The organism is Marinobacter sp. (genome assembly GCF_041687235.1).
GTDB lineage: Bacteria > Pseudomonadota > Gammaproteobacteria > Pseudomonadales > Oleiphilaceae > Marinobacter.
Map to the genome: position 1 here is coordinate 176,189 of NZ_JAWLCH010000004.1, position 26,796 is coordinate 202,984.

The window sequence follows — 26,796 nt, forward strand, 5'->3', positions numbered from 1 at the left end:
CACCCCGACAGCCCTGTTTTTATATACAGTAAACTGACTATATACAGTGTTTTATCCAGTGTAAAGTCGGGCCGGGGATTTTCTTGCATCCGCTTAACAATGACCACCCACAACGGTGTGATAAGGTTAAGCCAGTATCCATTCAAATCAGGAAGTACCATGACGCGAACCAATGCGTGCAGGATGCCCGACATCCTGGAAACAAACGAAGGCAAAGAGCGCCGGGTTGGCGTCGAGATAGAACTGTCTGGCCTGGGCTACGATGAACTGGTGACACTGGCGGCCAGTCTGCTTGAGGGCACACCGGTACTTCAGTCACGGTACGTGACGAATCTTGAAACAGCATTGGGTGAGTTTACGGTTGAGCTGGATTCCGATCCTATCAAGGAGCTTGATCTGGCCGATGAGCGGCTGCCCGAGTCGATCCGGGATCTGGGAGGGCAGGCGATGGGTGTTATTGATGCCGCTGCCGAGCGGATCGTACCGCTGGAGATCATCAGCCCGCCCCTCGCCTTTTCCAACCTGGAGGTCATTGAAACCCTCGTAGACAAACTCAGGAATGCCGGGGCGCTGGGAAGCCGGGACGCCATCTATTTCGCCTTTGGCCTGCAACTGAACCCTGAACTGCCCGACCTCAGTCCACAGACCCTCGTACGCTACTTTCAGGCGTTCGCGGCACTCTACGACTGGCTCAAGCACCGGCATCAACTGGATGTCAGCCGCAAGTTCACCACCTATATTGAACCCTGGCACGGCCGCTACACCGAGCTCCTGATGGAAGACAGCTACCATCCGAACCTCGGCGAGCTCATGGAGGACTACCTGGAATTCAATCCTACCCGCAATCGTGCACTTGATCTGCTCCCGCTGTTTGCTCACCTGGACAGGGAACGACTGGAACGCCATGTTCAGGATCCCAGAATCAAGAGCCGGCCAACCCTGCACTACCGTTTGCCGGATTGCGACATCGATAACCCTGACTGGCATTTTTCGACGGTATGGAACGACTGGATCGTACTGGAGCAACTGGCGAACAATCCGGACGACCTGGCGAGCCTGCGCCAGCTGTTCCGGGAGCGGCGCAAGTTAAACCTGCACAACCTGACCCACAGCTGGCAGGAAACCACCGACGACTGGCTGGCCAAGAACGGGTATGTCTGAACAGTATCCTGAACAAGAGCTTGAGATTCCGGGCCTGACCATCGGCATCAGCGGTCCCGCCCGCAAAAGCCTGGCCCATCGTCTGATCAGCCTTGGCCTGCGCCTTCACGGCGCCCGGACCCACTATATTCGTCCCGGTTCGCGGGTAGCCGTCGCCATGCTTGATGGCCTGGTGCTCTCCGGCGGCACCCATGTCCATCCGGAACAATATGGCCAGGAACCTCAGGTTACCGCAAACTACGACCGCAAACGGGATGCAACCGATCAGTCGCTCCTTGAGCAGGCTGAAGCCATCGGCATTCCCGTGCTCGGGATTTGCCGGGGTGCGCAGCTCATAAACGTTTTCCATGGCGGGTCCCTGTGCCAGAACGTGATCCCTCTGAGGGTCAATACCCGACATCGCCCCCTGCTGCTCCCCCTGCAAACCGTTCGATTGGTGACCTCCAGCAGGCTGGAGCAAGCGATGCGTTCGCCGGTGATCGGCGCCAACCGTATTCACAGCCAGGCCATCAAGCGCCTTGGTCGCAATCTGCGGGTAACTGCCGTGGATAATGATCTTTTTGTGCAGGCCATTGAAAGCACCCGGGGCCAGTGGCTGACGGGCATTCAGTGGCACCCGGAATATCTTCTCTACCATGGCGGACACCGGCGAATCTTTGGCCAGTTCGTGGATGCCGCCCGACGATTCAAACTGGCCCGCCTGGAACCGGATTCCAGCAGTGCCTGATATCGCGACTGTTTTCACAGGAGGAAATACCATGAACGGACGGAACCGCAATCCCCGTTTACTTCTTACCCTGGCACTCTCTGTGCCGGCCCTGGCGATGGCGGGCGAAGTAACGCTCACTGGCGAGGGCAGCGTACGTTACGAGCCAGACAGTGCCCGGCTCCAGTTCACCGCCAGCGCCGGGCATGAACTTCCCCAGAAAGCCACCGAACGGGTGGCTGCACTGATGGACCAGTGGCGTGAAGGGATTACAGAATACAGGGCCCGGCTTGACGATTATTCCGATGCCACCGTGAATCTTTACACCCGCACGCTGCCTGCCCCTGAGCGGGGCGAAGAACCCCGAAAACAGGCTGTGGCTTCACAGACCATCAGTTTCAGCATCAGTGACCTGACGCTTCTTAATCCGCTGCTCCAGCAGGCACAGGCCCTGGGTCTGGATTACCACCTCGGCCCCCAACAGTTTTTCCACTCGGACGAAACCGGAATGGAACAGGAAGCGCTGGCCAGAGCCATTGCCGACGCCCGGGCCCGGTGCAGATTCGTTGCCGGTCAACTGGACCAGAGCTGCGGGGAGGTGGTCAGCATCAACATCAACGGCGGTCATCGCCCTGTACCGATGATGATGGCCGAAGCCAAGTCCATATCGGATACCGTCTCCAGCGTGGGAGAGCGGGAAATCCGGGCATCCGTCAGTGCAACCTTTGAACTGGATTGAGCTCAGAAATCCCGCGTGTAGAAGATATCCAGGGAGGCCGCCAGACCGCTGGCGGCCTCAAGATAGAAATACCGGCCGAGATCGTAGCGCAACGCAACGGTTGTGATCGGCTCGAAAATGCCGACCCCATAGCGGACGCTCAATTCATCCGTCAGGTACCCGCTGGCCACCACCGATGTCTGATCACCGGAGCCTTCGGCTTCGAGGGTGAGTTGGCGAATCCCGAACTCTTCGCCAATCTGCCCGGTGACCTTGTTGGCCTGGGTCAGCCCCAGCGACAGTGCTGCCCGGCTCATTTGGCCCTGATCGCCGCGGCTCTGGGGCGCCCGCCCCAGAATCACGTAGGACAGCGCATCTGTTTGCGGCATGTCAGGATTCGAGAAAACCTCGGTCTGGGGTGACTGAACGGGTCCGCTCAGCCGAATACCGGCTACCACGGTATCCACCGTTCGGATGGCTTCGATATCCAGGTAGGGCTGGGTCAGATTACCCACAAACAGCAATCTTGCCCGTCTCAACTCAAGCTCTTGCCCGTAGGCTTCGTAGCGGCCATTAACCAGTTGAAGCGTGCCCCGGGTATCCATATCGTTGGCAATCCTGAGCGAACCCTCAAGATCACCGGTCAACCCGAATGCCTCAAAAGTCACCCGGTCTTCTCCCACAACCACTTTCACATCCATGTTCAGCGAACGGACAACCGGCTCTTCCCGCTCCACGCCAACGATCACCTCGTCTTCCGACACCGACACCGCCTGTGCCGGCAGCCCCTGTATTTCGATGCCGCCCCTGGGCACCCCGACCTCTCCGGAGACCTCCAGGTTTCCTTCCCGGAAGACAATCCGCAGGTCCGGCTCAACTTCAAGCTGGGCGTAAGGCTCAAGGTTGAAGGGCACACGGTTTCCGGAAATGGTGATCTCCCCCCGTGGTGACTGTTGCCAGTCAATGTCGCCATCCAGAACGGTTTCGCTCCGTGCATTACTCCTGATTCTGCCACTCAGTTTTGCCGAATAACCGGCAAACCGGAGGCTGGCCATCAAGTCTTCCATCGGCACCGGCAGTCGCGGATCCGACACCCGTCCATCCACCAGATGCAATTCACCGGTCACGGCAGGTTTCATCAGCGGGCCGGAGAGTTCACCCTGACCGTCTACCCGACCGGCAACCTCATCAAGCCCTGAGAGCAGCCCCGCAAGCACAACATCGAGGCCCTCAAGCCGGAAGCTGCCCTCGACATCCCGGTCTTCCGAATTGGGATCAAGCCCCATATCCAGGGCAAACTCGCCGAGTTCGGGACCGGCAAGACGAACCCCAAGATTGGCCTGTTGCGGCTTGAGGCTGATCTCGGTCGTTAGCGTGTTGTAAGTCAGGGATTCCCATTCACCGTCTACCAATAGCTGAAATTCGCCGTCACCGGCATCCAGATAGACCCGGCCATCCGGACCGTCGTCCGTGGCGGCAAAATTGACCTCTCCGTTAATCCGGGCATCCCAGCGCAGGGTTTCCGGCAACAGGGGCTCCAGGGCCAGGGTCGGAAACCGGTCGATTCGGTAGGCAAGACGTGGGGCCGGGAGCAGTGTCTGGTCATCGGCACAGACGGTACTCTGCTGCCAACGCCAGCAATGCTTGCCAAAGGTCAACTCACCCTCACTGCCATAGGCCAGAACAGCTGGCGATTCCAGAGCCCACCGCTGAGACTGCTCCGGTAGATCGATAACACCCCGGGACAATGCGCCCTGCCAGGTTTGCCAGCCAGAACCGGCGCCCCCTTCAAAGTCCAACTCCAGCTCGGCCTCGGGATGGCTCGCACCGATACTGACAGCGTGCTGCTCCTGAGTGCCATTCGCCCTGATAACGAGCGTTTCCAGCGCCTGTCCGAAACCACGGATATCGCCCGCCTCCAAACGGCTTGCAAGCTGCAACCCGTCCTCCAGACTCGCCTCCAGGTTCAGGGTGTCCACGCTCAATTGATCCCGCCAGCCCAGCTTTTGGGCACTGGCTGTCAGCTCGCCCACCGGATTCTCCGGCGTGCCCTCAGCTTTCAGGCTCGCTTCCAGACGGCCGGTCAGGCCGGGAAGAAAAAGTTCAGGCTTGGGCAGGCTCAGGGACAGATCACCTTGTAGCACGGATCCCCAGGTACCGCGCCCCTCAACCCGATTGTCGCCCACCACCAGGCTCAGGTCCGACAGCGCCCAGTTTCCGGAGGAGGTATCCAGGCGGCCGACCAGAGACGCAGGATTGGAGCGCCAGTCACCCTCCAGATCCCAGTCGGCATTCATTTCAGGGATGGGGCCGTCCCCGAGCTGGCCTTCGGTGGTGACATCGCCACTGAGACTGGCTTCCAGGACCGGAAACCAGTAACCCGGATTGAAATCCTGAAGCCTCAGAGCGGCCTGCCAGGAAAGTGGGCCTGAAAAGTTCACCGATCCGTTCCCGGTGAGGGACCCTGCACCGGTACTGACGGCCAGATCCGTCAGGGTGGTCTGCTCCGCGTCACCATCCACAGCGGTCGACAGCTCAGCACTGCCCTGGGGGCCATCAACACTGGCATCAAGCGTTGCCTGATAGCGGCCCTCGCGCCAGGATACGGTGCCATCCAGCGAACGAAGCGCAACCACTGGCTGCTCAAGTCCGGGGACCAGGGTATACCAGGGAAACCCGCGCAAGCGGACATCGGCACTGGCGTCCAATCCCTGGCTCCAATCCACCGCACCGGTGGCAACCACGGTATCCTGACCACCACCGCTCTGCCTGTCAGTGGCCAGCTCAACGCGGATGTTCTCAGCGGCCCGGGTGGTCAACAGACCTTCCAGAGCCAGCATTACCGGCCCCGTTGTTCCCGGCAGACGGGCCTGCCCACGGGTACGGAAACCCTCCTGAAGGCTGCCACGAGCTTCCACAAACCAGTCGTTCAGCACCAGCGTTTCCGGCAACGCCTCGGCCGCACGGAACCGGTCCGACGTCAACCTGAGCCTGGCGGGCAACGTCGGATCGAGAGGCTCAACCTCCCCTGACAACTCAGCATCCAGGTAGCCCCGGCTTGCGGCGGAAACCTTCAGATCCCGCACGCTGCCCGACAGTGTGGCGTCCACGATCCATTCATCACCATACGGTGGCGGTAGATCCGCCCTGACCTCGAGACTGACGGGCCAGTCCCGGCGGGTTTCGACTCGGCCTGAGGCTGAAACGGTGTAGCTGTCAAGCTGATACCAGGCGCGATCAATCCTCCAGTCAGCGCCCGAACCGCCGGCATCCAGCTCAAGCCGATCCCAGATCCTGCTGCCATTGAAGGTGAAAGGCCCCATCCGCACGCCGCTGATCTTCAGTGCCAGAGGCAGGTCGAGACCCGGCGGGGCAACGTCGTCGCTACCTCCGGATTTATCGGCCGGCGGCAGCTGGGTGACCTCCAGCCTTTCCGCTCTCAGGCTTTCTACACAGAGCTGTTTCCGGAACAGACAGGAAGGCGACCAGTCCACCAGCGGCGCCTCGACAACCACTTCAACCCCATACCCCCGCCATTCCAGGTGGTCAGCCTGCCACTGGCCAAACAGCGAACCACGGCCACTTTCAACCTGCAGGCCCGGCACCTGATCAATCACCCAGGCCGTCCCGGTCTCGGAACGCAGGGCCAGCAGCACCGCCGCAAGCAGCAACACCGGCACAAGCAGAAGAAGACCCAGACACAGCAGCAGCCAAAACCGGAAGCGGCGCGGACGGCCCGGCTTATGCTGGCCTTCGGGTGTTTCCGGTGTCTGTGTCACAGTTCTGGCCCCATGGAAAAGTGGATCCGCCATTCCCCGCCAAACTCCCGATCCAGCCCCTTGGCAATATCAAACCGCAGTGGCCCGACCGGACTGATCCAGCGAATGCCAATTCCGGCGCCCGTTGCAAGTGGGTCGCTCAGGTCATTGATTGCATTGCCGTAGTCCACAAACAGCGCTGCGCGCCATTTGTCAGCAAACTGGTATTGATACTCGCCACTGCCGACCATCAGGTAACGTCCGCCCACGGGCACCCCGTTGTCGTTCTCAGGCGAGAGGGTTTCATAGCCGTAGCCTCGCACACTCTGGTCACCGCCGGCGAAGAAACGGAGGGAGGGCGGCACATCTGAAAACCGGTTGGTAGCCACCGCGCCGGCCTGAAGCCGGCCAAGAAACCGGTGCCTGTCCGCCAGCGTGTACAACCCCTTCGCCAGGGCATTGACGTGCAGAATGTCCACATCCGATAACGCCGCCCGGTGCGAACCGGTAATGTCGAACTGCAGACGGTAGCCCCGGGACGGGTCCAGCGGCGAGTCTGCGTGCATTTTCGAGTATCCGGCTCCCGGCAACAGAAGGGTACTCGTTCCTTTCTCATCGTCACCGATGTTAAAACGCTCCCCCTCCCAGCGCAGCGACAATACCTGCAGCCAGCCGTTATCGAGCTGATGCTGCCACTGTTGCCCGAAGGTCAGCAGTTCTGATTCGACATTTTCAATGTCCTCCCGCTGATATCCGGCGGTAAGCCGGATCAGATCACTCATCGGTGGATCCAGCGGCAATTCGTACCAGGTGCTCAGATTCTGCCGGGGCATCGAAAGCTCGGTCTCCGCGCCGCGTTTGTGGCCCATGGGATTGATCCAGTGCTCTCGCCAGTTGCCACGAAATCTCGGGCCGACGTCGGTCGAAAAGCCGACGCCCGTGGCCACCGACCGGGCCTCTCTTCGGGTCAGTTCGATACGGACAGGAATCACACCGTCCTCCGCACTGGCCGGAGAGGCATCAATCTCCACGCCCCGGAAGTAACCGCTGTTCTGGAGATCGCGGTTCAGCCTGGCAATTTCATCGGAATGATAGGGAACGCCCGGCTCGAAGGTGACGAACTCTTCCAGCAGGCCAATTTCAAACCAGTGCCCCTCCTCAAAGGAAACCTCTCCCAGTTTATACCGGTCTCCACTGTCGTAAATCAGGGTGACAGTGGCACTTCGGGTTGCCGGATCGACCTCCAGGGTGCGGGTAACAAATTTGCCGTCAAAATATCCACGCCGACGGGCACGGGTCTGGATGGTGTCCCGGAGATTGGCATATTGGCCATGATTGAGGACATCGCCTTCGGCGGGTTGCGCGGGGAGGTCAGACGTAAAGCGATCATCAGACGCTGCTGCGCCTCTGATCTCAACAACACGGGATTTAACCAGCACCGGCTCACCGGGAGTTATCGACAATAACAGCGTGGCAGTGGAATCCGAATCGCCCTGCTCGATACGCCAGTCGATCATCGGGCTGTAGTAGCCAAGCGCCCTCAACGCCTCCCGCGCTTGGTCGACCGCTGTGGAGGCATAACGCCGGAGGTTGCCCGCGCTGCGACCCTCCACTTCGCCGATGAACGCCTCGGCGTTGGATTTCAGCTCCGGAAAGTCTCCTTCCATGTTCACGACTACCTGTTGCGCACACACCCATGCAGGCAGACAACAGAGCAGACTGATTAAAAGCCGGACCCGGCCCGAATTCACAGCTTGGTAGATTGATAGCATCCGGCTATTTCAATGTTGGTGGTAACAAGAAGGATTTCCGTTCAAGCGTGGGAGTTTAATGGCAGAGGGTCAAGTTAATCCATGATTGACCGGGCGGCCTTCAGAAGCCGGCTTTAGGGCGAGTCGTTTGTACTGACGAAATAAGCTAACCTGTCAGGTACTTAGCAACAGACCGGACCTTGGCGAATGCTGAAGATAAATCGAGAAAACCTGAAATCCAGCCACCAGCTCGTCTGGTTCATCATTGATTTCCTGATGCTGGGCCTGCTCATTATCAACCTGGCATTCATTATCTGGGATTCAATCTATAACTTTGTCGCTGTTCAGAATCTGCTAAAAGAACATGTCCCGGCCATCCAGTCCGCATACCACCCTATCCACGAACGCTTCATCTTCTACGATATGATCTTCGTCAGCATCTTCCTGACGGAGTTCTTTGTTCGCTGGGCCTATGCTATCCGGGCCAAGGTTTATGACCGCTGGTATTTTTACCCGTTCATTCACTGGTATGACCTGGTGGGCTGCATCCCTGTAGGAAGCCTGCGCTTCCTCCGCATATTGCGGGTCATCTCCATTATCTACCGCCTGCACCAGTACAAGATCATCGATATTACCAGCACCAGGCTCTACCAATTCGTGAACTTCTATTACGAAGCCTTCATGGAAGAGCTCTCGGACCGTATCGTGCTCAAGGTGCTCAGCGGCGTGCAACAGGAAGTCAAGCGGGGCTCCCCGCTATTCGACAAGATCCAGAAGGACATCCTGTACCCTCGGCGGGACATGCTCTCCGACTGGATTTCCAAGCGGGTTGCCGAGGCTGCCCAGGAAGGCTATGTCCCCAATCGCGGCGCCCTCAGAAGCTATCTGGAGGACAGGGTCGACAATGCCCTCAAACAGAACCTGGAATTGTCACGGCTGAAATATCTGCCTGTGGTGGGCCCCACCATCCAGGAAACCCTGGAAGAAGCCGTTGGCGACATCGTTGCCCACGTTATCCACCAGATTCTCGAAGATCTCGCCTCAGCGTCCAACCACGCCTTCATCGAAGACATTGTGAACGTGTTCCTGCCCACGCCGGATGACGTAAAAGCCGATGAAGCCCAGAACGAAGCGCTGATCAATCTGATCATTGAGATCATTGACGCAATCAAGGGGCAGGTAAACGTAAAACACTGGCGGTCAGAGCTGCCCTGAATGCCAGGCGCTCCTAAAGCACCTCAACAATAAAGAGAACACCCATGGATGCACCGCAATCTCCATTGCACTATCAACCGGCCCATGAACTCCTGAAACAACTGGAGGCCGGCAGCCTGACCAGCGAGGACCTGACAAGGGCCCTGCTGGAGCAGATCCGCAAGCATAATCGATCCGTCAATGCAGTGGTGACCCTAGACGAGAAGCGAGCGCTCACCAGTGCCCGCCAGGCCGACGAGCAGCGCGCAGCCAACACGTTGAAAGGCGCCCTGCACGGACTGCCGCTTACCCTGAAAGACACCTGGGAAGTGGCCGGCCTGACCTGTACCGCAGGTGCACCGGCGCTCAGGAATCATAAACCCGAATCTCATGCCGATGTCGTTCAGAGGCTGGAGGACGCCGGAGCCATCATCCTCGGCAAGACCAATGTGCCCGTCTACGCCACTGACTTGCAGAGCTATAACAAACTGTTCGGGGTGACCAATAACCCCCACAATCCGGCCCATACGCCGGGCGGATCCTCCGGTGGCGCAGCAGCGGCACTCGCTGCCGGCATGACGCCTCTGGAAGTGGGCAGTGATCTTGCCGGTTCCATCCGAACACCGGCGCACTTCTGTGGTGTCTTCGGCCACAAGCCAACCCGTTCACTGGTCTCGTTCCGGGGCCACATTCCCGGCCCGCCAGGCGCCCAGTCCAGGCCGGACCTGGCTGAAGGCGGCCCCATGGCCCGTAACGCCAGGGATCTTGAGCTTCTACTGAAGGTGATTGCCCAACCCCGGCCGGCCGAAGAACGCAGCTGGGCCGTTCAGATGGCCCCCTCGCACTTTCAACGCTTGGACCAGGCCCGGGTCGGTTTGTGGCTGGAAGATCCCCTGTGCCCGGTAGAGCGCGAACTGACCGAAGGTTATCAGGCGCTGGGCAGGTCACTGGCTGATCAGGGAGCACTGGTGACGGAAGCCCGGCACCCGTTACTGAGCCTGGAACATATCCTGCCGGCATACTTCAACTTGCTGGGGGCGCTGCTGAGCACCTCCCTGAAACCGTCCCAGCGCCGGCAAATGAAATGGATCGCCCGACTGGAACCCTGGCTCAAGTTCCTCGGCCCGATGACGCCGTTTATCGGTGAATACGGGCGCGGCGTGAACCAACCGGTTTACCAATGGATGGCCTGGAGCGAAATGCGAGAGAAAATGCGGGCGGAAATTGAATCCCTTTTCCAGGAGGTGGATATCCTGCTCACCCCGGTGACACCAACCACCGCCATACGGCATGACCATACTCAACCGGTGTTCAAACGCCGCATCACCGTTGCCGGCCAGCCAAGGGCGTACATGGACCAGTTTTGCTGGATCGCCTTTGCCACCTTGCTGGGCCTGCCAGCCACCTCAGTACCCATAGGGCGGACGAAGGAGGGCCTGCCATTCAATGTACAGGTTATCGGCGCACCAGGGATGGACCTGACCACGATCGGCTTTGCGGGATTGCTGGAAGAGGCCGGATTGGCGGGGTTTGTGAGACCCGAAGGGTTCTGAAAACAGCGGGAGCAAAAACGAATAAAGCCGGCACAAGGCCGGCTTTATTTCAAATGGTAGCGGGGGCAGGATTCGAACCTACGACCTTCGGGTTATGAGCCCGACGAGCTACCAGACTGCTCCACCCCGCATCAAACTTTCCATCAATTCCTGCTTCAGAGTCCGCCTCTTGGTCGGCCTCATAAGCCGAAGGTCGATGGCTCCCTTCGGCTTTTTCGGGATTGGGAGCCCGACGAGCTACCAGACTGCTCCACCCCGCATCAAACTTTTCGTTCCTCAGGGAACCCCTGATCAACGTGGCGCGCATGATAAGGGGTGAACCTGGCTCTGTCAAAGGAAAGTTCCGGTTTTTCGCAAACTTACCGCTCCAGAATCGCCGTGACCCCCTGCCCGCCTGCGGCGCATATGGAAATAAGTCCACGGCCACTGCCTTTCTCTTCCAGCAACTTGGCCAGGGTCGCAACGATGCGGCCACCGGTGGCCGCGAAGGGATGACCGGTGGCCAAACTGCTGCCTTTTACATTGAGCCTGTCGCGGTCAATGCTACCCAGAGGCTTGTCCAGACCCAGGCGTTCCTTGCAGAAGGTCGGATCCTCCCAGGCTTTCAGAGTGCAGAGTACCTGCGCGGCAAAGGCTTCGTGGATTTCATAGAAATCGAAGTCCTGAAGCGTCAACCCGGCTTTCTCAAGCATCCGGGGCACCGCATAGGCAGGCGCCATCAACAAGCCCTCTTTCTTGTCCACAAAATCAACGGCAGCGACCTCCGAGAACGTCAGCCACGCCTTGACCTCATGATTATTGGCCTTCGCCCATTCCTCACTAGCCAACAGCACGCAGGAAGCACCGTCGGTCAAGGCCGTGCTGTTAGCCGCCGTCATGGTACCGTTTTCCCGATCGAACACCGGCCGGAGCGTGGCCAGCTTCTCCAACGTGGTATCCGGCCGCAGAATGTTGTCTTTCTCCAGCCCTGCCATCGGCGTCAGCAGATCCGTGAAGAAACCCTCTTCATACGCCTTGGCCAGCTTCTGGTGACTCTCCCAGGCCAGCTTGTCCTGGTCTTCCCGGGCAATATCCCATTCCCTCGCCGTCACCTGGGCATGCTCACCCATCGACATACCGGTACGGGGCTCGCCGTTCTGGGGCACCTCCGGCTTCAGATGCCCCGGCCGGAACCGCCCAAGAATCTTCAATCGCTCCCCGGTCGTCTTGGCCCGGTTCAGATCCAGCAGAATCTCCCGAAGCCCCTCGCCCACGCCAATCGGCGCATCGGATGTGGTATCCGTACCTCCGGCAATGCCGCATTCAATCTGCCCCAAGGCAATCTTGTTGCCCACCAGAATCGCCGCCTCCAGCCCGGTCCCGCAGGCCTGCTGAATATCATAAGCCGGCGTCTCCGGTGCCAGACCGCAACTCATCACCGCCTCGCGGGTCAGGTTGAAATCCCGGGAATGCTTGATAACCGCTCCGGCGGCCACCTCACCCAGCCGCTGCCCCTGAAGACCGTACCGATCCACCAGCCCCCGCAGCGCCGACGTCAGCAACTCCTGGTTACTGATCTTGCTATACGCTGTATTGGAACGCGCAAACGGAATCCGGTTACCACCCAGTACCGCCACGCGGCGAATACCCGAAGGGGCAGCAGTACTGGTCTTTTTTGATGTAGCGGTTCTCTTACGTGGAGCTTTCGATGCTTCTGCCATAATCATTTCATCCGTTTTGAAGTAACCGTGATGTCCGGGGAACATTGGGGGAAGGCTTCCCAGAACCGTGGAGCGCCAGGGATGGCGCGACCGAGCCCTACATGGATGTATTCACGGGCGTGTTCTGGGAAGCCTTCCCCCAATGTTCCCTGCACCCAGGTCGAATTGTTAATGTCGACAGTTTAGCGACAACCCGAAACGCCTCATTGGCACCCCTGACAACACCCTACAGGCATTGAGTCAATCCAAAAACTGTCCGATTCTTTACCCTGTAGGACGATTCGCATCCAGAAACCCGAATGCAACCACAAGGAAGCCACCCATGTCTGACCTCTATCTTAGAATAGTAAACACACCGGTAGGCAAAACCGCCGCACAATCCCTGGGCCTGCCAGCACCGGTGCCTCTCAAGCGCCTCAAGCGCACCGACCAGCCCTTTATCGAGGGTGAGGTTCTCATCGGGGCTGCAAATGGTGGAAAAGCCATTGCAAGCCTTGGCAGCACCCTCAGCGCCAGTGCCGCTACCCTGCACCACGCCAGCGGCAACGACAGGCTGAAAGACTCATCCAGGGCCGGCAACAAGGCCAGGCCACTGGACCTGGGCTCGGAAATCGACCAGACATTCTCAGCCCTGGTGTTCGACGCCACCGGCCTCAAGGGCCCTGGCGACCTCCGCGCCCTGTACGACTTCTTCCATCCCACCATCAAAAAATTGGGCAGCAACGCTCGCGTTCTGATCATTGGCCAGAACCCCGCCACCTGCAGAAAGGCACCCCAGGCCGCTGCCCAGCAGGCCCTGGAAGGATTTGTTCGCAGCGTTGGCAAGGAAATTGGCAAGAAAGGCTCAACCGCGAACCTGCTGTGGATGTCACCCGGCGCGGAGAAGCAAATGGATTCCAGTGTACGTTTCTTCCTGTCCCCCCGCTCCGCTTACGTATCCGGGCAGGTCGTCAAGATCGGAAAGAGCGATGCTGCGAAAGCAACTAATCCGGTCGCGCCACTGACCGGCAAAATAGCCCTGGTTACCGGCGCCTCCCGCGGCATCGGTGCGGCCATTGCAGAGACCCTGGCACGGGACGGCGCCACCGTTATCGGCCTCGACATTCCGCCAGCCATGGAGGAACTGGAGAAGGTTACCTCCGCGATTAACGGTAAGGCCCTGGCCTGCGACATTACCGACGACAAAGCTCCGAAACTGATCGCCGACTTCATTGAGGAGCATTTCGGCGGCATTGACCTGGTCATCCACAACGCCGGCATCACCCGCGACAAAACCCTTGGCAACATGCCCGAGCACTTCTGGGATATGACCATCGCCGTGAACCTGACCGCCGAGGAGCTGATCGACGAGGAACTGGCAAAGCGCGAGCTCATGAAAGAAAACGGCCGCATTGTCTGCATTTCCTCCATCAGCGGCATTGCCGGCAACTTCGGACAGACCAACTACTCAACCGCGAAGTGCGGCGTGATCGGCTACGTGGAAGCCATGGCCCGGCAATTGAAAAACGGCGTGACCATCAACGCCATTGCCCCCGGGTTTATCGAAACCCAGATGACCGCGGCCATGCCCGTCACCATCCGCGAGGCGGGCCGCAGGATGAACAGCCTGTCCCAGGGCGGGCAGCCGGTGGATGTGGCTGAAGCCATCGCCTGGTACTGCAGTCCTTCGTCCAATGGAGTGAACGGAAACATTGTGCGGGTTTGTGGGCAGTCTTTGATAGGCAAGTAAGAATCGACTGGACCTGGGTGTCGGATTACGCTTTTGGCTAATCCGACCTACCGCGCTTGTGGTGTCGGATTACGCCGTTGGCTAATCCGACCTACGGGGGTGTCTTTGAAGTCTATGTAGGTCGGATTAGCCGAAGGCGTAATCCGACAACCAAGACAAAAAAAGGGCCGATCCTTGCGGATCGGCCCTTTTCTGGAATTTTGGTGGGTGGTACTGGGATCGAACCAGTGACCCTCGCCTTGTAAGGGCGATGCTCTCCCAGCTGAGCTAACCACCCGGGAATACTGCTTGAGTAAAAAGTGGCGGAGCGGACGGGACTCGAACCCGCGACCCCCGGCGTGACAGGCCGGTATTCTAACCAACTGAACTACCGCTCCGCATCAATTCCGGCCCTCGGGCCCGAACCTGAAACCGGATGGGGTGATCCGGTGATGCATTTGAAAGTGGTGGGTGGTACTGGGATCGAACCAGTGACCCTCGCCTTGTAAGGGCGATGCTCTCCCAGCTGAGCTAACCACCCACTTTCAAGCCTTTCAAAGGCGCTCACTTGCCGGCCAGCGTTGCTGTCTCAACCAAGTGAGAGGCGCATTTTAAGCATTTGGCTGACGGTGTCAAATATTTTCCCGGAATTTTATAAAAAAACCTGCAAGCCATTCAAAAACGGACAGTTTTTAAGCAATTCTACTTTTTGCGCGAGGCCCTGCCCGCAGCTCTGACCGCCCGTAATGCCGGGCGATTCTGGCCGGCCTGCTGCGCCTTCTCCTGCAGAGACAGCTCACTGACACGGCTGCGCCTGTCTTCCGGGACCGCCCGATTGGCCAGCGAGCAGTTCAGTTCGTCCAGCCGTTTCTGGAGATCGCCCCAGCTATCCAGCAGTTGCGGTACCACATCGTCGGCCAGTTTTTCGAATCTGAGACGAAGAGAATCCTTGAGAGCCATTGTTTTTAAACTTCCCGAGTCATTCACCTGCCGTCAGTGTAGTCAGCACTCAGAAAATCCACCAGCCACCGCCGGATTCTGCCTCTTCCTTCCGCTCACGCTCCAGTTCCAGCTCCGCGTATTCCCGCTCCAGCCTTTCGATCTTGCGATCCGCCTCCAGGGGAACCGTGGGGCCGCCTCCGAAGGGCCAGAGCCAGGAAGCAGATTCGTACTTTCCCTCTTCCTTCAGGCGCTCAATCTCAAGCTCCCGCTCCTCTTCGAGCAACACAAGCTGGCGCTCGTAATCCAGGTCCTCGTTCACTTCCACGATTGAGGTTGCGGCATGGTTGGGCGCCAACAGATCACTGTTCAGGAAGCGGGTAGAGACAATCTCCTCGGCCTGCATGGCGTATTCCCGGGTAACCAGTTGCAGGTCGCCCTGAGCCAGGGGATGGTCCGACTCCAGATCCGGATGCCGTTGGCCCGGTTCCGAGAGCTCGTTATAACGCAGGTAATAGATCTGGCCCGGTTCCACCTCCAGCGTGGCGTCTGCAATCATGCTCAGACTGAAAGAATTCATACCCTCCAACCCCAACAGCGGCCGGCGCATGGCGATGTGACGCTCCCCGGGGCTGACTTCCAGCCAGGTGAAACTGTCATTCCGGATATTGAAGTAGTGCGTGTCGTCTATGTAGACACTGGGGGCCTCGATTTCATCAGCGGCCCACTGGGAGTGCGTCCGATAGAAATAAATCACGGCGTTGCGCCGGTCCCAGCTGTCGTTATCAATATGGACAAAATCATGACCGGAAACCGGGTGCAGGAACGAACCGACACTTTTGCCGATAGACTGGTAAACCGTGCAACCCGACAACGCCAGCAAAAGAAACACCACAGCCAGCGGCCGGAGAATGGAAAAAACAGAGGGCACTCGGGTTTTCATTGTTGTTAACTCTTCATCCTGATTGCGAGTTGCCTGATCATAACAACTGCAAAACGGCAGAAATGAGAGCTACCGCAAGGGATGACTACAAACCGTTACAAAACCCGAAATGCCATCGCCAAAGTCATCAGAAACAGGCCTTTCACTGCCCGCTAACCTGACTCCGAAGCTGATTCACCTCCTCGGACAGCCGAACCAGGCGGGAAGTCAACTGAGAGCGAGAGGAATCAATGGACTCAACCGTCTTTTTCAGACTGGCCAGTTCATTACGGATCGCCTGAACCCGGCCATCACCGGCAAGCTCATCCGTCTCGCGCTCCAGGGCTGAAATCCGACCTTCCATGCCACTGATCCCAAGCTTCTGTTCCTGTTCAAACCGCTTGATACGGCTTTCAATCACCTGATCCACATCCGCCAGCTGCTGACTGAGCCTGGTCAACTGATCCGTCGCCTGACGGTTGGCATCCTCCAACGCCGTTACCGACGTCTCAGTCTGCTCTTTCAGAGACGCTATATCGGCGGAAAGCGAGGTCCGTACCTTCTCAACCGACCCCTCCAGTGCTCCTATCGCCTTCTCATCCTCTGCCAGGCCGGACTCCACCGCAGCAATCCGCTCCTGATGATCATCCAGACGCTTCTTGTTACGTTCGTTGGCAATGGCCCAAAGCTTGCGGATCTCGCTATCGGCCGTATCCAGCCGCTCCTTCTGTGCTGCCAGTTGATCCTCCAACGACGCGCCCCGCTCCTGCAGGTTCTCACCGGTCTCTGAAAGCTCTCCCTCAAACCGGGCCAGCGCCAGCTTACTCTGCCGCGCCCAGTAATCCGCTTCCTCAAGCTGGCCTTCCAGCGCCTGAACCCGCTGCTCCTGCGAATACCAACCAGCCCCGGCAGCCCCTGCCACCACAATCAACAGCACCCACAGCATCGCAGAGCTACCGCGACCCTTACCGCCGCTGCCCCCGTTACCGCCCTTGCCATCTCTGGGAGGCTTCGCCGGCCGCGACGGTTCGGCTTTCCCACCGGACGATGACCCCGGCCTTCTCTCCGCCGGCTTCTTCGGCTCGGCACTACCAATCGGTCGTTCAGCCCTCAGCTCATCATCATCTGGACGAATGGGTTCCATTACAGCTCCTGACTATGGACGGTTCAAACAATAAGGTCCGATAATACCTGTACTTATAAGCAGGGTGAAATAAAGGTGCATTACGGGAAGACCACACTGAGGCCTGGGGCGTGGTTGGGATTTCTTTTCCAGAAATGTCTGAAGCCATGGATGGCTTCAGTCAAGCGCACATGGAAGTGCTCGTAGCGGTTTCTGGAAAAGAAATGCCAACCACGACCTACACCCGGCTTTGTTGCATGGTAGGTAGCCAAAACATACAATGGCCGGCTTTCCAATTATCACAGGACTGTTGCATATGCAGCCGCTTGTAGGACTCATCATGGGCTCCAAATCCGACTGGCCCACCATGGAACACGCCGCCAACATGCTCGAGAAACTTGGCGTGCCCTATGAAACCAAAGTCGTCTCGGCCCACCGCACCCCGGATCTGCTGTTTGACTACGCCAAAACCGCCTCAGACCGCGGCCTGAAAGTCATTATCGCGGGCGCCGGCGGCGCAGCGCACCTGCCGGGCATGGTTGCCTCACAAACCGCCCTGCCGGTCCTGGGTGTGCCTGTTCAGTCCAAAGCCCTGAACGGTCTGGATTCCCTGCTGTCCATCGTCCAGATGCCTGGCGGCATCGCCGTCGGCACCCTGGCCATCGGCAAAGCCGGGGCTACCAATGCCGGCCTGCTGGCAGCACAGATTATCGGCACCTCCGACGACAATGTTCGCAAAGCCGTGGAACAGTTCCGGGAAACACAGACCGAAACGATTCTGGACAACCCTGATCCCCGGGACCAGTGACGCTAGCTTCGGAGCAAGAAGCGCCCGCTTCCCCAACTTTTGAAAAATGCCGAACAGAGGCAGGAGAACACAAATGAGAATTGGTGTACTGGGCGCCGGCCAACTGGGAAGAATGCTGGCACTGGCCGGATACCCACTGGCCAAGACCTTTGTTTTCTATGACATGTCCGGCAGCCCCAGTGCCGGCCTTGGTGAAGTCATCATCGACCGGGACGGCGAATACCTTGATGACTTCCTTTCCCGCGTAGACCGCGTTACCTATGAATTTGAACACCTGCCGGTAGACGTAGCCGAAAAGATTGCCGCTCATAAACCGGTACACCCCTGCCCCCGCGCCCTGCAGGTGTGCCAGAACCGGGAAGCGGAGAAAACCCTGTTCGGCCAGCTGGGCATCCCGACGCCGGAGTGGAAAATTGCCGACAGCGCCGCGTCACTGAAAGCCGCGGCCGAGGAGCTTGGCTGCCCCGTGGTGGCGAAATCTAACACCGAAGGCTATGACGGCAAGGGCCAGGCTGTGCTCAGAACTCCTGAAGAGGCCGAGGCTGCCTGGGAATCCATTGGGCACCCGCGCCTGATCGTGGAGAAGTTTGTCGATTTCCACAGGGAAGTGTCGATTATCGCGGTGCGCGCTGAAGACGGCGCACTTGCCTTCTACCCGATGGCGGAGAACACCCACCACGAAGGCATCCTGCGTTACTCGATTGCCCCGGCACCAAAGCTCGAAAACCATGTCCAGGAAGATGCCGAGCGGTACATCAAGGCGCTACTGAACGAATTGGATTACGTTGGCGTATTAACCCTTGAGCTGTTCGAGACGGCCAATGGTCTGGTGGCCAACGAGATGGCCCCAAGGGTCCACAACTCAGGACACTGGACGATTGAAGGGGCAATGACCAGCCAGTTCGAGAATCATATCCGCGCGGTGAGCGGGCATCCTCTCGGGAATGTTGCGCCCCGCGGAGTGAGCTGCATGATCAACATCATCGGCGAGCATGGCGACATCGAACGCATCCTCGAACTGCCCTACGCGCATGTTCACCTCTATAATAAAGGCGAACGGCCGGGACGGAAGCTGGGCCATGTGAACATACTGGCCGACAGCTACGAAGAACTGGTGTGGCGGGTGAAGAACTGCGCGCAGTTCCTGCCCGGCAGCCCCGAGTTTAAAAGTTCTTTAACACCAAAGGGTTGATCTGACTCAAATCGACCTTATATTGGGTTTACGCACATCAACATAAACAGAGAGACAGGGAGAACGACCTCATGGCATTTGAACTTCCCGCACTGCCTTACGAAAAGAACGCACTGGAACCGCATATCTCTCAGGAAACCCTTGAGTACCATTACGGCAAGCATCACAACACCTATGTCACCAAGCTGAACGGCCTGGTAGAAGGGACTGATAACGCAAACAAATCTCTTGAGGACATTATCAAGAGCGCCAGCGGCCCGCTGTTCAACAACGCGGCGCAGGTATGGAACCACACCTTCTACTGGCACTGCCTGAGCCCGAACGGCGGCGGTGAGCCGACCGGCGCTGCCAAGGAAGCCATCGAAAAAGCCTTTGGTTCGTTTGAGGACTTCAAGAAAGAATTCAACGATAAGGCTGCCAACAACTTCGGTTCAGGCTGGACCTGGCTGGTCAAGAAGGCCGATGGCAGTGTTGGCATTGTGAACACCAGCAACGCGGAAACGCCGCTGACCGGTGCCGACAAGCCGGTGCTGACAGTCGACGTTTGGGAGCACGCGTACTACATCGATTACCGCAACTCCCGCCCGAACTACCTGGAAGCTTTCTGGAACCTGGTCAACTGGGACTTCGTGAACGAAAACCTGGCCTGATCGGCGCTCCGCCGCTGGATGCAGTCGGCAGAGACTGAACTGAAACGCCCGCCCCTGGCGGGCGTTTTTGTGTCTGTCATATCCAAGCAATTACAATTTGATACAACCACACCCTGAAATCTTTGGAAAAATCGCCGATACTCCATGAAGATATCCCGACTCTGAACCATAATTGGAAACAACAATCAGGGTGATACCCCAAACGCATCGCCTGAAGTGCGGAACCATCGTCCTGAAGAAACCGGAATAAGACAGGCCTGAATGCAAAACTCCTTCGAGGTTGAACATCGCCTGGGCTATCGAATCTTACGGTGGATTCTTGCTGTAGCCCTCGTCAGCGGCGTCATTGTCAGCGCCATACAGGTTATCCTGGATGCTAAGCGTGTATCCATGGGGCTGGATAACGATGCTGAACAGACAATCGCCATGGTGAAGGACGCCGCCACCCAGTCGGTATTCAGCATTGATGCGGAGCTCGCCCAGCAGGTTGTTGACGGCCTCTTTGCCAAGGAAGCGGTACACATGGCCCGCATTGTCCACCCCGACGGCGACCCTCTCGGCAACCGTAGCCGCCCTCTTCAGGAAACCGCCTTCCGCCCGGTTACCAATCCGATTTTCGATGCCGAGCGCATGTTCCGGGAGCCACTGTTCCGCGAGGGCAACCCGGAGAACGTATACGGCTACCTCGATGTTCACTACGACACGGCGCCGGCCGCCCGAACCTGGCTGGACAGGGCCGCGGTTACCTTCGCTTCCGGGATAGCGACGGCCCTTATCCTCGGGCTGGTCCTGTTCTATGTTTTCCACCTGTTGCTGACTCGACCGCTGTTGAGAATCGTCAGCTCGGTCAAACAGGTCGACCCGGCTCACCCGGACGACCGCCTCGTCACGACCCCTTCCGGCCATAAGGGCGATGAACTCGGCCTCTGGGTAAACGCCACCAACAACCTTCTGGTGGCCATTGGCGACAGCCAGAAACGCCATCGTGAGGCAGAGGACCGGGTCAGCCGGCTTTCCCGCTACGACCAGCTTACCGGCCTTCCCAGCCGCGATACGTTTATGGAATTGTTGGTGCGGGACATTGAGGATGCCAGCAAACGGAATACCCAACTGTCGCTGATCGTCTGCGGTATCGATGACTTCAAGTCCGTGAACGAACAGTGCGGTTTTCGAGCCGGCGATCTGATTCTGCAAACCATCGCGGATCGGCTGACCAGCAAACTGGATAATGCCCGCTTTACCATTGCACGCCTTGGCAGCGACCAGTTCGTGATCGTTCAGAAGGGCCTGCGGGACGGCTTCCAGGCCGCCGACACAGCGGAGAAGATTCTCGCCTGCATCAGTGCACCCATGCTGGTTGAAGAGCAGAACATTTCAATGACCGCCACCATGGGGATTGCGCTGTTCCCGTCCGATACCAATCACGCAGACCGGCTGCTTCAAAGCGCCGAGCAGACCATGACCCTGGCCAAGCAGAACGGGCATAACCACTTCCAGTTCTATGTTGCCAGCATTGACCAGGAAATACGGGACCGGAAGCAACTGGAAAAGGATCTCTCCCAGGCGCTGTCCAATCATCAGTTCCATCTGGTTTACCAGCCCCAGATCAACCTGGAGAGCAAACGTGTGATCGGCGCGGAAGCGCTGCTGCGCTGGGAACACCCGACCCGGGGAATGGTACCGCCAGACTTCTTCATCCCGGTGGCCGAAGCGAATGGCTCCATCGTTGAAATCGGCCAGTGGGTTCTGGACCAGGCCTGCTGGCAGGCATCACGCTGGGCCTCGGATGGCTCCCCTCTGCGCATTGCCGTAAACCTCTCGGCCGTCCAGCTCCGGCAGGAAACCATTGTCGACGACATCCTGGACACCCTGCGGCGACACAAGATTCCCGCCGGGCGCCTGGAACTTGAAGTGACAGAAACCAGCTTCATGACCAACCTGTCAGACGCCGTGGCCAAGCTTCGCAGGCTCAACAAGGCGGGCATCAGCATAGCGGTAGACGATTTCGGAACCGGCTATTCCTCGCTCACCTACCTCAAACAGATGCCAGTCCAGCACCTGAAGATCGACAAACAGTTTATCCGGGACCTGCTGGTCAACGAGGAAGATACGCGGATTGCCAATACCATCATCGACCTTGGCAAGAGCCTGAACCTGTCGGTGGTTGCCGAAGGCGTGGAAACGGCAGAACAGGAATATTACCTGAGCCAGCGCGGCTGTAAGCTCGCCCAGGGCTATTTCTTTAGCAAACCTTTGTCGCCACGCGAATTTGAGACCTTCGTAAAAGGTTTCCACGAGCAAATCGTGGAAAATAACGCCTGATCCATCACCCTGAGGAGTTGCCATGGGAACTACCGTTATCGGCCTGATCGTCATTGCCGTCGTTGTCTTTTATCTGGTCTTTATCTATAACCGCCTCGTTTCCCTGCGCAACCAGTTCAAGAACGGCTTTGCCCAGATTGATGTGCAGCTGCAGCGCCGGCACGATCTGATCCCCAACCTGGTGGAAGCAGCCAAGGCATACCTGACCCACGAGAAGAGCACCCTCACCCAGGTGATGGAAGCCCGTAACAACGCCGTCAGCGCCCAGAAAGATGCCGCCAAAGACCCCGGTGACGGCACCAAGATCCAGCGCCTGGGCAGTGCGGAGAATCTCCTGACCAAAGCCCTGGCCAATTTCTATGCCGTGGCAGAGAACTACCCGGAGCTGAAAGCCAACGAAACCATTCAACAACTGATGGAAGAACTGTCCAGTACCGAAAACCGGGTCGCCTTCGCTCGCCAGGCGTACAACGACGGCGTGATGAGCTACAACATCTTCCGGGAGCAGTTCCCGAATAACATCGTTGCCGGCATGTTTGCCTTCAAGGAAACGGCGCAACTGGAACTGGACTCACCGGAAGCCCGCCAGGCACCGAAAGTGGCCTTCTGAGGCCCTGAGGCATGGCTCATCCCGGTTTCTTCCAGCGCCAGGCCCATGCCCGGCGCAATACCAGCCTGCTGGTTTTCCTGTTCCTGACGGCGGTTGCGTTCATTACGCTCGCCGTCTGTCTCGTTGGCTACTTCGTGACCCGCAGCGAATCATCCGGCCTTGCCTTCCACCACTGGCTGCTATCCAACCATGGGATATTAACGGCCGTTACCGTGGTTGGGCTGATTGTTCTTGGCTCCCTGCTGCGTTGGATCGACCTGGCCGGCGGAGGCGAGAGGGTGGCCAAAATGGTCGGCGCGCGGCCAATCGATCCGGACACCCGGGACAGCGACGAGCGCAAATTGCGCAACATCGTTGAGGAAATGGCCATCGCCAGCGGCGTGCCGGTACCAGAACTCTACGTGATGGACCAGGAAACCGGCATCAATGCCTTTGTCGCCGGCTACACGCCCGGCGAAGCCGTGATGGTGGTCACCCATGGCGCCCTAACCCAGCTCTCAAGGGACGAGCTTCAGGGTGTAGTTGCTCACGAATTCAGCCACATTTTCAACGGCGACATGCGGTTGAACGTCCGGCTCATTGCTCTGCTTGCCGGCATCCTGATGATCGGCCAGATTGGCGGCTTCCTCCTTCGGGCGTCCTTCTATCGGGGCCACCGGGTAGGCCGATCCCGGGACGGCCGGGCACAGGCGGCCATGGGCATCATTGGTCTGGCTCTGTTCGTGATTGGCTACGTGGGTGTCTTCTTTGGACGGCTGATTCAGGCAGCGGTCTCCAGGCAGCGGGAAATGCTGGCGGATGCGTCCTCTGTGCAGTTCACCCGCAACCCCGAGGGCATCGCCGGTGCACTGTTCAAGATCGGCATGAAGGGCGGCTATCTGGACACCACCAGCCACGCCAGCGATATGAATCATATGTGCTTCGGTGAGAGCGCCCGGATGAAATTCACCGCCCTGCTGGCATCCCACCCGCCAATCGACGAGCGAATCAACGCGATTCAGCCGGGCATGCTGGCCCGATTGCGCAGCCGGCTCCGGGATACAGAGCCAGGCTCTGGCCTGTACGGCGGTTCCGCGCCGACACCGGGAGCTGGGGTGTCGGGCTTTACTGGCGCGGCATCGGACATGCTCGGCCCGGTCACCGGCAATGGCGGGAGAACATCACCGCTCGCATCCAGCCCGGAGAAAACCATAGAACCTGGCCGGAAGTTTTCTGACCAGGTGGGCACCATCAACCGGCAAAGCGAAGATTTCGCTCTGCGTTTCCTCGAAAGGCTTCCGGCCACCTTCCGGAACCTGCTTTACACCCGGGCCGGAGCCATACAGCTCTGCTACGCCCTGCTGATCAGCGAACTACCGCGCCCACAGCAAACGGAAAGACTGAATCTTCTACCCGCTCATCCGCTACTGGGCAGCCAGCCGGACTTGCTGGACAAGCTGTTGCCAGCGCTCAAAACCATCGGTGAGGGGGTCCGGTTCCCTGCCCTGGAACTGGCCATGCCAGCCCTGCGCAAGCTGGACCCGGAAGAACGGGAGATGCTGATCACCAATGTCCAGAAACTGGTGGCGGCGGATAACCGGGTAACCCTGTTCGAACTGGCCCTGACCAGTTTCCTGTCGCGCCACCTTGGTGATGAAGCTTCGAGAGTGGTACCGGTTCGATACAAGAGCTACAAAGCGGTCATGCCAGCCCTGCAAAAGCTTCTGAGCTTGCTGGCGCGGGCGGGGTCTGATTCCCGGGCGGATGCCGAAGGGCTATATCGGGAAGCCATGGCAGGCTTCATGAACAGCAAGGGGGATGCTGAACCGGTTCTGGAAAAAGTCACCATGCGCCAGTTACGGGAGGCCCTGACCGCATTGAACGGCCTCTCTCCCCTGCTGAAGCCGGCGATCATTGATGCCTGCGGGCACTGCATCACCCGCGACGGCAAGGTGGAAACCCGGGAATACGAACTGATGAGACTGGTGGCGGACCAGATGGATTGTCCGATGCCGCCACTGGCTGTCTGAGGGGTTACCGGCCCCGGGTGCTGCCGTCTTCGAACAGCGCATCTACGGTCGGACGCTGCTCTTCCGTCGGGATCCCCAGCTTCTCACGGATGTCCAGATTGACATCCCACAGCCGGTTGAACTTTTCAGAGGTAGCCGCAACGGCTTCGTCCTTGCCCAGCATGATTTTCGGGCGCAGGAACACCAGCAGGTTGCGCTTTATCCGACGCTCCGACTCCGAGGAGAACAGGCGCCCGATAAACGGAATATCTCCCAGCAGGGGAACCTTGCTCTTGTTGACCTGATAATCATCCCGGGTCAAACCGCCCAGTACGATGGTCTCACCGTCATCAGCAAGAACCGTGGTCTTGATTTCCCGCTTGTTGGTGACAATGTCCGACGCATTCTCGATGCTGTCCGCCACGCTCTCCGTAGTCTGTTCCACAACCAGACGCACCAGGCCATCGGCGCTGATGGTCGGGGTAACCTTGAGGGTCAGACCAATATCGCGACGCTCGATGGTGGTAAACGGGTTGGTGGTACCATCACCGGTGACCGTGGACTGACCGGTACGGAAAGGCACGTTCTGGCCCACGATAATTTCCGACTCCTGGTTGTCCAGGGTAATGATGCTGGGCGTGGAAAGCAGGTTGGCAGCGGCTGAGGTGGAAAGCGCCTGCAGGAGAATACCCCAACTGACACCGTCTTCATTACGCTGACCGGCGCCAATGGTGATGCCGCCTGTGGCTGGGGTAATGGCGGATTCGGTCAGAATTGCGCTGAGCACCTCGCCCAGACTACGCCCCACATTCCCGAAGTTGGTGCCGGCGACCGGCGTGGATTCGCCGGACTCATCACCCACGGCAACCTGAACGCCCAGATCCTGCCCCAGCTCGTCACTGATCTCGACAATAGCCGCTTCAATCATAACCTGGGCGCGACGCACATCCAGAGCCGCCACGATCTCTTCGGCTTCCTGCATCAGGGATGGCTCACCGCGAACAACCAGGGCGTTAAGCCCCTCATCCGCGAAGACCGCAAAACTGCCCTGAGGCTTGGCGCCGCCACCGGAGCCTCCGGAGCCCGAACCTTCCTTGACCAGCTCGCCCATTACACCCTTCAGAATTTCTGTGAGATTCTTGGCGTCGGCGTGTTTCAGCCGCAGCACCTTGGTGGCGCCACCGGTGGCCGAGGGCTGATCCAGTTGCCTGATCAGGCCGCGCATCTTGTCACGGAAGGTCTCATCGCCCCGAAGAATGAGTCGATTGCTGCGCTCATCCGCGGTCACGCTGTATTTCCTCGCGGCATTTTCACCGCCGCCCCGCCCCAGTTCGTCGGGAGCCAGTTCCTGAAGCAAGGTGACCATATCGCCGACCCAGGCTTCCTGGAGCTGAATCACTTCCACCTCGTATTTTGACGGGCTGTCCAGTTCCCGGACGATCTGCTCGATGCGCTGGATATTGGAGGAGTGGTCGCTGATGATCAGCGCGTTGGCGGCGGCGACACCGGCCAGGTGCCCGTACTTGGCCACCAGCGGACGGAGAATCGGCACAAGCTCAAGAGCGTTGGCGTTGTCGATCTGGATAACCCGGGTAATCAACTGCTCGGAGGGGGTTTCGGGAAAGCGCTCCAGCGACTCCGCCGACTGCTTGGCGTCAACCTGCTGCACCACCTTGATGACTTCCTCTCCGGGGATGGCGGTGAACCCGTGAACATTCAGAACCGCCAGGAACAGGTCGTAAATCTCATCCTTGTTCATCGGGGCGCTGGAAAGCACCGTCACTTTGCCCTTGACCCTCGGGTCCACCACAAAACTGTAGCCGGTAATATCAGCCACCTGGGTCACAAAGGCGCGGATATCCGCGTCCTTGAGATTCAGTCGCCAGGTCTCGGCTTCCTGCCCCTGTGCCATGGACATCAAGGGAAGCAGAACTAGCAGGATAATGGCCCGCAATATATTGGTCTTGTGGTTATACATCTGGCGATTTCGTCC

The 26,796-nt window shown here is 58.7% G+C and carries 19 protein-coding genes and 4 tRNA genes; 12 read left to right on the forward strand and 11 right to left on the reverse strand.

From position 1 onward, the window contains the following. The first annotated feature begins 159 nt into the window (after nt 1–159). The 3 genes from ACESMK_RS08020 to ACESMK_RS08030 are packed head-to-tail and all read left to right on the forward strand — an operon-like array spanning nt 160 to nt 2,606. Entirely contained in the window at nt 160–1,161 is a 1,002-nt protein-coding gene (locus tag ACESMK_RS08020) for an amidoligase family protein (protein WP_372997019.1), read from the forward strand. Beyond that, on the forward strand, nt 1,154–1,888 hold the full coding sequence (locus tag ACESMK_RS08025; RefSeq protein ID WP_372997021.1) for a gamma-glutamyl-gamma-aminobutyrate hydrolase family protein: 735 nt from the start codon (nt 1,154–1,156) through the stop codon (nt 1,886–1,888). Before ACESMK_RS08020 ends, ACESMK_RS08025 begins: the two co-directional genes overlap by 8 nt. A gap of 31 nt (nt 1,889–1,919) precedes the next feature. Beyond that, nucleotides 1,920–2,606, forward strand: a complete 687-nt coding sequence (locus ACESMK_RS08030) for an SIMPL domain-containing protein (RefSeq protein ID WP_372997023.1) — start codon at nt 1,920–1,922, stop codon at nt 2,604–2,606. A 2-nt stretch (nt 2,607–2,608) separates the two neighbouring features. Here the strand turns inward: ACESMK_RS08030 and ACESMK_RS08035 are convergent, their stop codons facing one another. Continuing rightward, nucleotides 2,609–6,397, reverse strand: coding sequence for a translocation/assembly module TamB domain-containing protein (locus tag ACESMK_RS08035; protein ID WP_372997025.1), 3,789 nt, complete (start codon nt 6,395–6,397; stop codon nt 2,609–2,611). After that, on the reverse strand, nt 6,361–8,010 hold the full coding sequence (locus tag ACESMK_RS08040; protein WP_372997027.1) for an autotransporter assembly complex protein TamA: 1,650 nt from the start codon (nt 8,008–8,010) through the stop codon (nt 6,361–6,363). Before ACESMK_RS08040 ends, ACESMK_RS08035 begins: the two co-directional genes overlap by 37 nt. A 291-nt stretch (nt 8,011–8,301) precedes the next feature. On the opposite strand from ACESMK_RS08040, the gene ACESMK_RS08045 reads away from it, so the two are divergent. Together ACESMK_RS08045 and ACESMK_RS08050 are read left to right on the forward strand one after the other, a co-directional pair. Then, nucleotides 8,302–9,309: a hypothetical protein gene (locus tag ACESMK_RS08045; protein WP_372997029.1), complete on the forward strand. Its 1,008-nt coding sequence runs from the start codon at nt 8,302–8,304 to the stop codon at nt 9,307–9,309. A gap of 44 nt (nt 9,310–9,353) precedes the next feature. Continuing rightward, nucleotides 9,354–10,841: an amidase family protein gene (locus ACESMK_RS08050; RefSeq protein ID WP_372997031.1), complete on the forward strand. Its 1,488-nt coding sequence runs from the start codon at nt 9,354–9,356 to the stop codon at nt 10,839–10,841. A 54-nt stretch (nt 10,842–10,895) separates the two neighbouring features. On the opposite strand, the gene ACESMK_RS08055 is transcribed toward ACESMK_RS08050, so the two are convergent. Both ACESMK_RS08055 and ACESMK_RS08060 read right to left on the reverse strand, forming a co-directional pair. Beyond that, a tRNA-Met gene (locus ACESMK_RS08055) sits at nt 10,896–10,972 on the reverse strand. A 228-nt stretch (nt 10,973–11,200) separates the two neighbouring features. Further along, the gene (locus tag ACESMK_RS08060) at nt 11,201–12,541 is read right to left on the reverse strand and encodes an acetyl-CoA C-acetyltransferase (protein WP_372997033.1); all 1,341 of its coding nucleotides are present in this window, start codon (nt 12,539–12,541) and stop codon (nt 11,201–11,203) included. A gap of 322 nt (nt 12,542–12,863) precedes the next feature. Here ACESMK_RS08060 and ACESMK_RS08065 point away from each other — a divergent pair, with 322 nt between their 5' ends. Further along, complete coding sequence (locus ACESMK_RS08065; RefSeq protein ID WP_372997035.1) at nt 12,864–14,270, forward strand: 3-oxoacyl-ACP reductase; 1,407 nt, start codon at nt 12,864–12,866, stop codon at nt 14,268–14,270. A gap of 201 nt (nt 14,271–14,471) precedes the next feature. On the opposite strand, the gene ACESMK_RS08070 is transcribed toward ACESMK_RS08065, so the two are convergent. The 6 genes from ACESMK_RS08070 to ACESMK_RS08095 form a co-directional block, all read right to left on the reverse strand. Further along, nucleotides 14,472–14,547, reverse strand: a tRNA-Val gene (locus ACESMK_RS08070). Nucleotides 14,548–14,570: 23 nt separating this feature from the next. Next, nucleotides 14,571–14,647: transfer RNA gene (locus ACESMK_RS08075), tRNA-Asp, on the reverse strand. Nucleotides 14,648–14,714: 67 nt separating this feature from the next. After that, nucleotides 14,715–14,790, reverse strand: a tRNA-Val gene (locus ACESMK_RS08080). Nucleotides 14,791–14,951: 161 nt separating this feature from the next. Then, nucleotides 14,952–15,209: a hypothetical protein gene (locus ACESMK_RS08085; RefSeq protein WP_372997037.1), complete on the reverse strand. Its 258-nt coding sequence runs from the start codon at nt 15,207–15,209 to the stop codon at nt 14,952–14,954. A gap of 49 nt (nt 15,210–15,258) precedes the next feature. After that, a complete protein-coding gene (locus ACESMK_RS08090) occupies nt 15,259–16,131 on the reverse strand; it encodes a DUF2846 domain-containing protein (protein WP_372997039.1) in 873 nt (290 codons plus the stop codon). Nucleotides 16,132–16,273: 142 nt separating this feature from the next. Beyond that, nucleotides 16,274–17,254, reverse strand: coding sequence for a hypothetical protein (locus tag ACESMK_RS08095; RefSeq protein ID WP_372997041.1), 981 nt, complete (start codon nt 17,252–17,254; stop codon nt 16,274–16,276). Between the two features lie 295 nt (nt 17,255–17,549). Between ACESMK_RS08095 and purE the strand changes: the two genes are divergently transcribed. From purE to ACESMK_RS08125, 6 genes are all read left to right on the forward strand, one after another. After that, nucleotides 17,550–18,041: a 5-(carboxyamino)imidazole ribonucleotide mutase gene (gene purE, locus ACESMK_RS08100; protein ID WP_372997043.1), complete on the forward strand. Its 492-nt coding sequence runs from the start codon at nt 17,550–17,552 to the stop codon at nt 18,039–18,041. 73 nt (nt 18,042–18,114) lie between these two features. Beyond that, on the forward strand, nt 18,115–19,233 hold the full coding sequence (locus ACESMK_RS08105; RefSeq protein WP_372997045.1) for a 5-(carboxyamino)imidazole ribonucleotide synthase: 1,119 nt from the start codon (nt 18,115–18,117) through the stop codon (nt 19,231–19,233). A gap of 71 nt (nt 19,234–19,304) precedes the next feature. Continuing rightward, nucleotides 19,305–19,883: a superoxide dismutase [Fe] gene (sodB, locus tag ACESMK_RS08110; protein WP_099616805.1), complete on the forward strand. Its 579-nt coding sequence runs from the start codon at nt 19,305–19,307 to the stop codon at nt 19,881–19,883. A gap of 261 nt (nt 19,884–20,144) precedes the next feature. Next, nucleotides 20,145–22,205, forward strand: coding sequence for a putative bifunctional diguanylate cyclase/phosphodiesterase (locus ACESMK_RS08115; RefSeq protein ID WP_372997047.1), 2,061 nt, complete (start codon nt 20,145–20,147; stop codon nt 22,203–22,205). Between the two features lie 22 nt (nt 22,206–22,227). Then, nucleotides 22,228–22,815 carry a LemA family protein gene (locus tag ACESMK_RS08120; RefSeq protein WP_372997049.1) on the forward strand — a complete coding sequence of 196 codons (588 nt, stop codon included), beginning with the start codon at nt 22,228–22,230 and terminating at the stop codon, nt 22,813–22,815. Between the two features lie 11 nt (nt 22,816–22,826). After that, a complete protein-coding gene (locus ACESMK_RS08125; protein ID WP_372997050.1) occupies nt 22,827–24,824 on the forward strand; it encodes a M48 family metallopeptidase in 1,998 nt (665 codons plus the stop codon). A gap of 4 nt (nt 24,825–24,828) precedes the next feature. Here ACESMK_RS08125 and gspD read toward each other — a convergent pair whose 3' ends face one another. After that, a complete protein-coding gene (gspD, locus tag ACESMK_RS08130; RefSeq protein ID WP_372997052.1) occupies nt 24,829–26,781 on the reverse strand; it encodes a type II secretion system secretin GspD in 1,953 nt (650 codons plus the stop codon). Between the last annotated feature and the right edge of the window lie 15 nt (nt 26,782–26,796).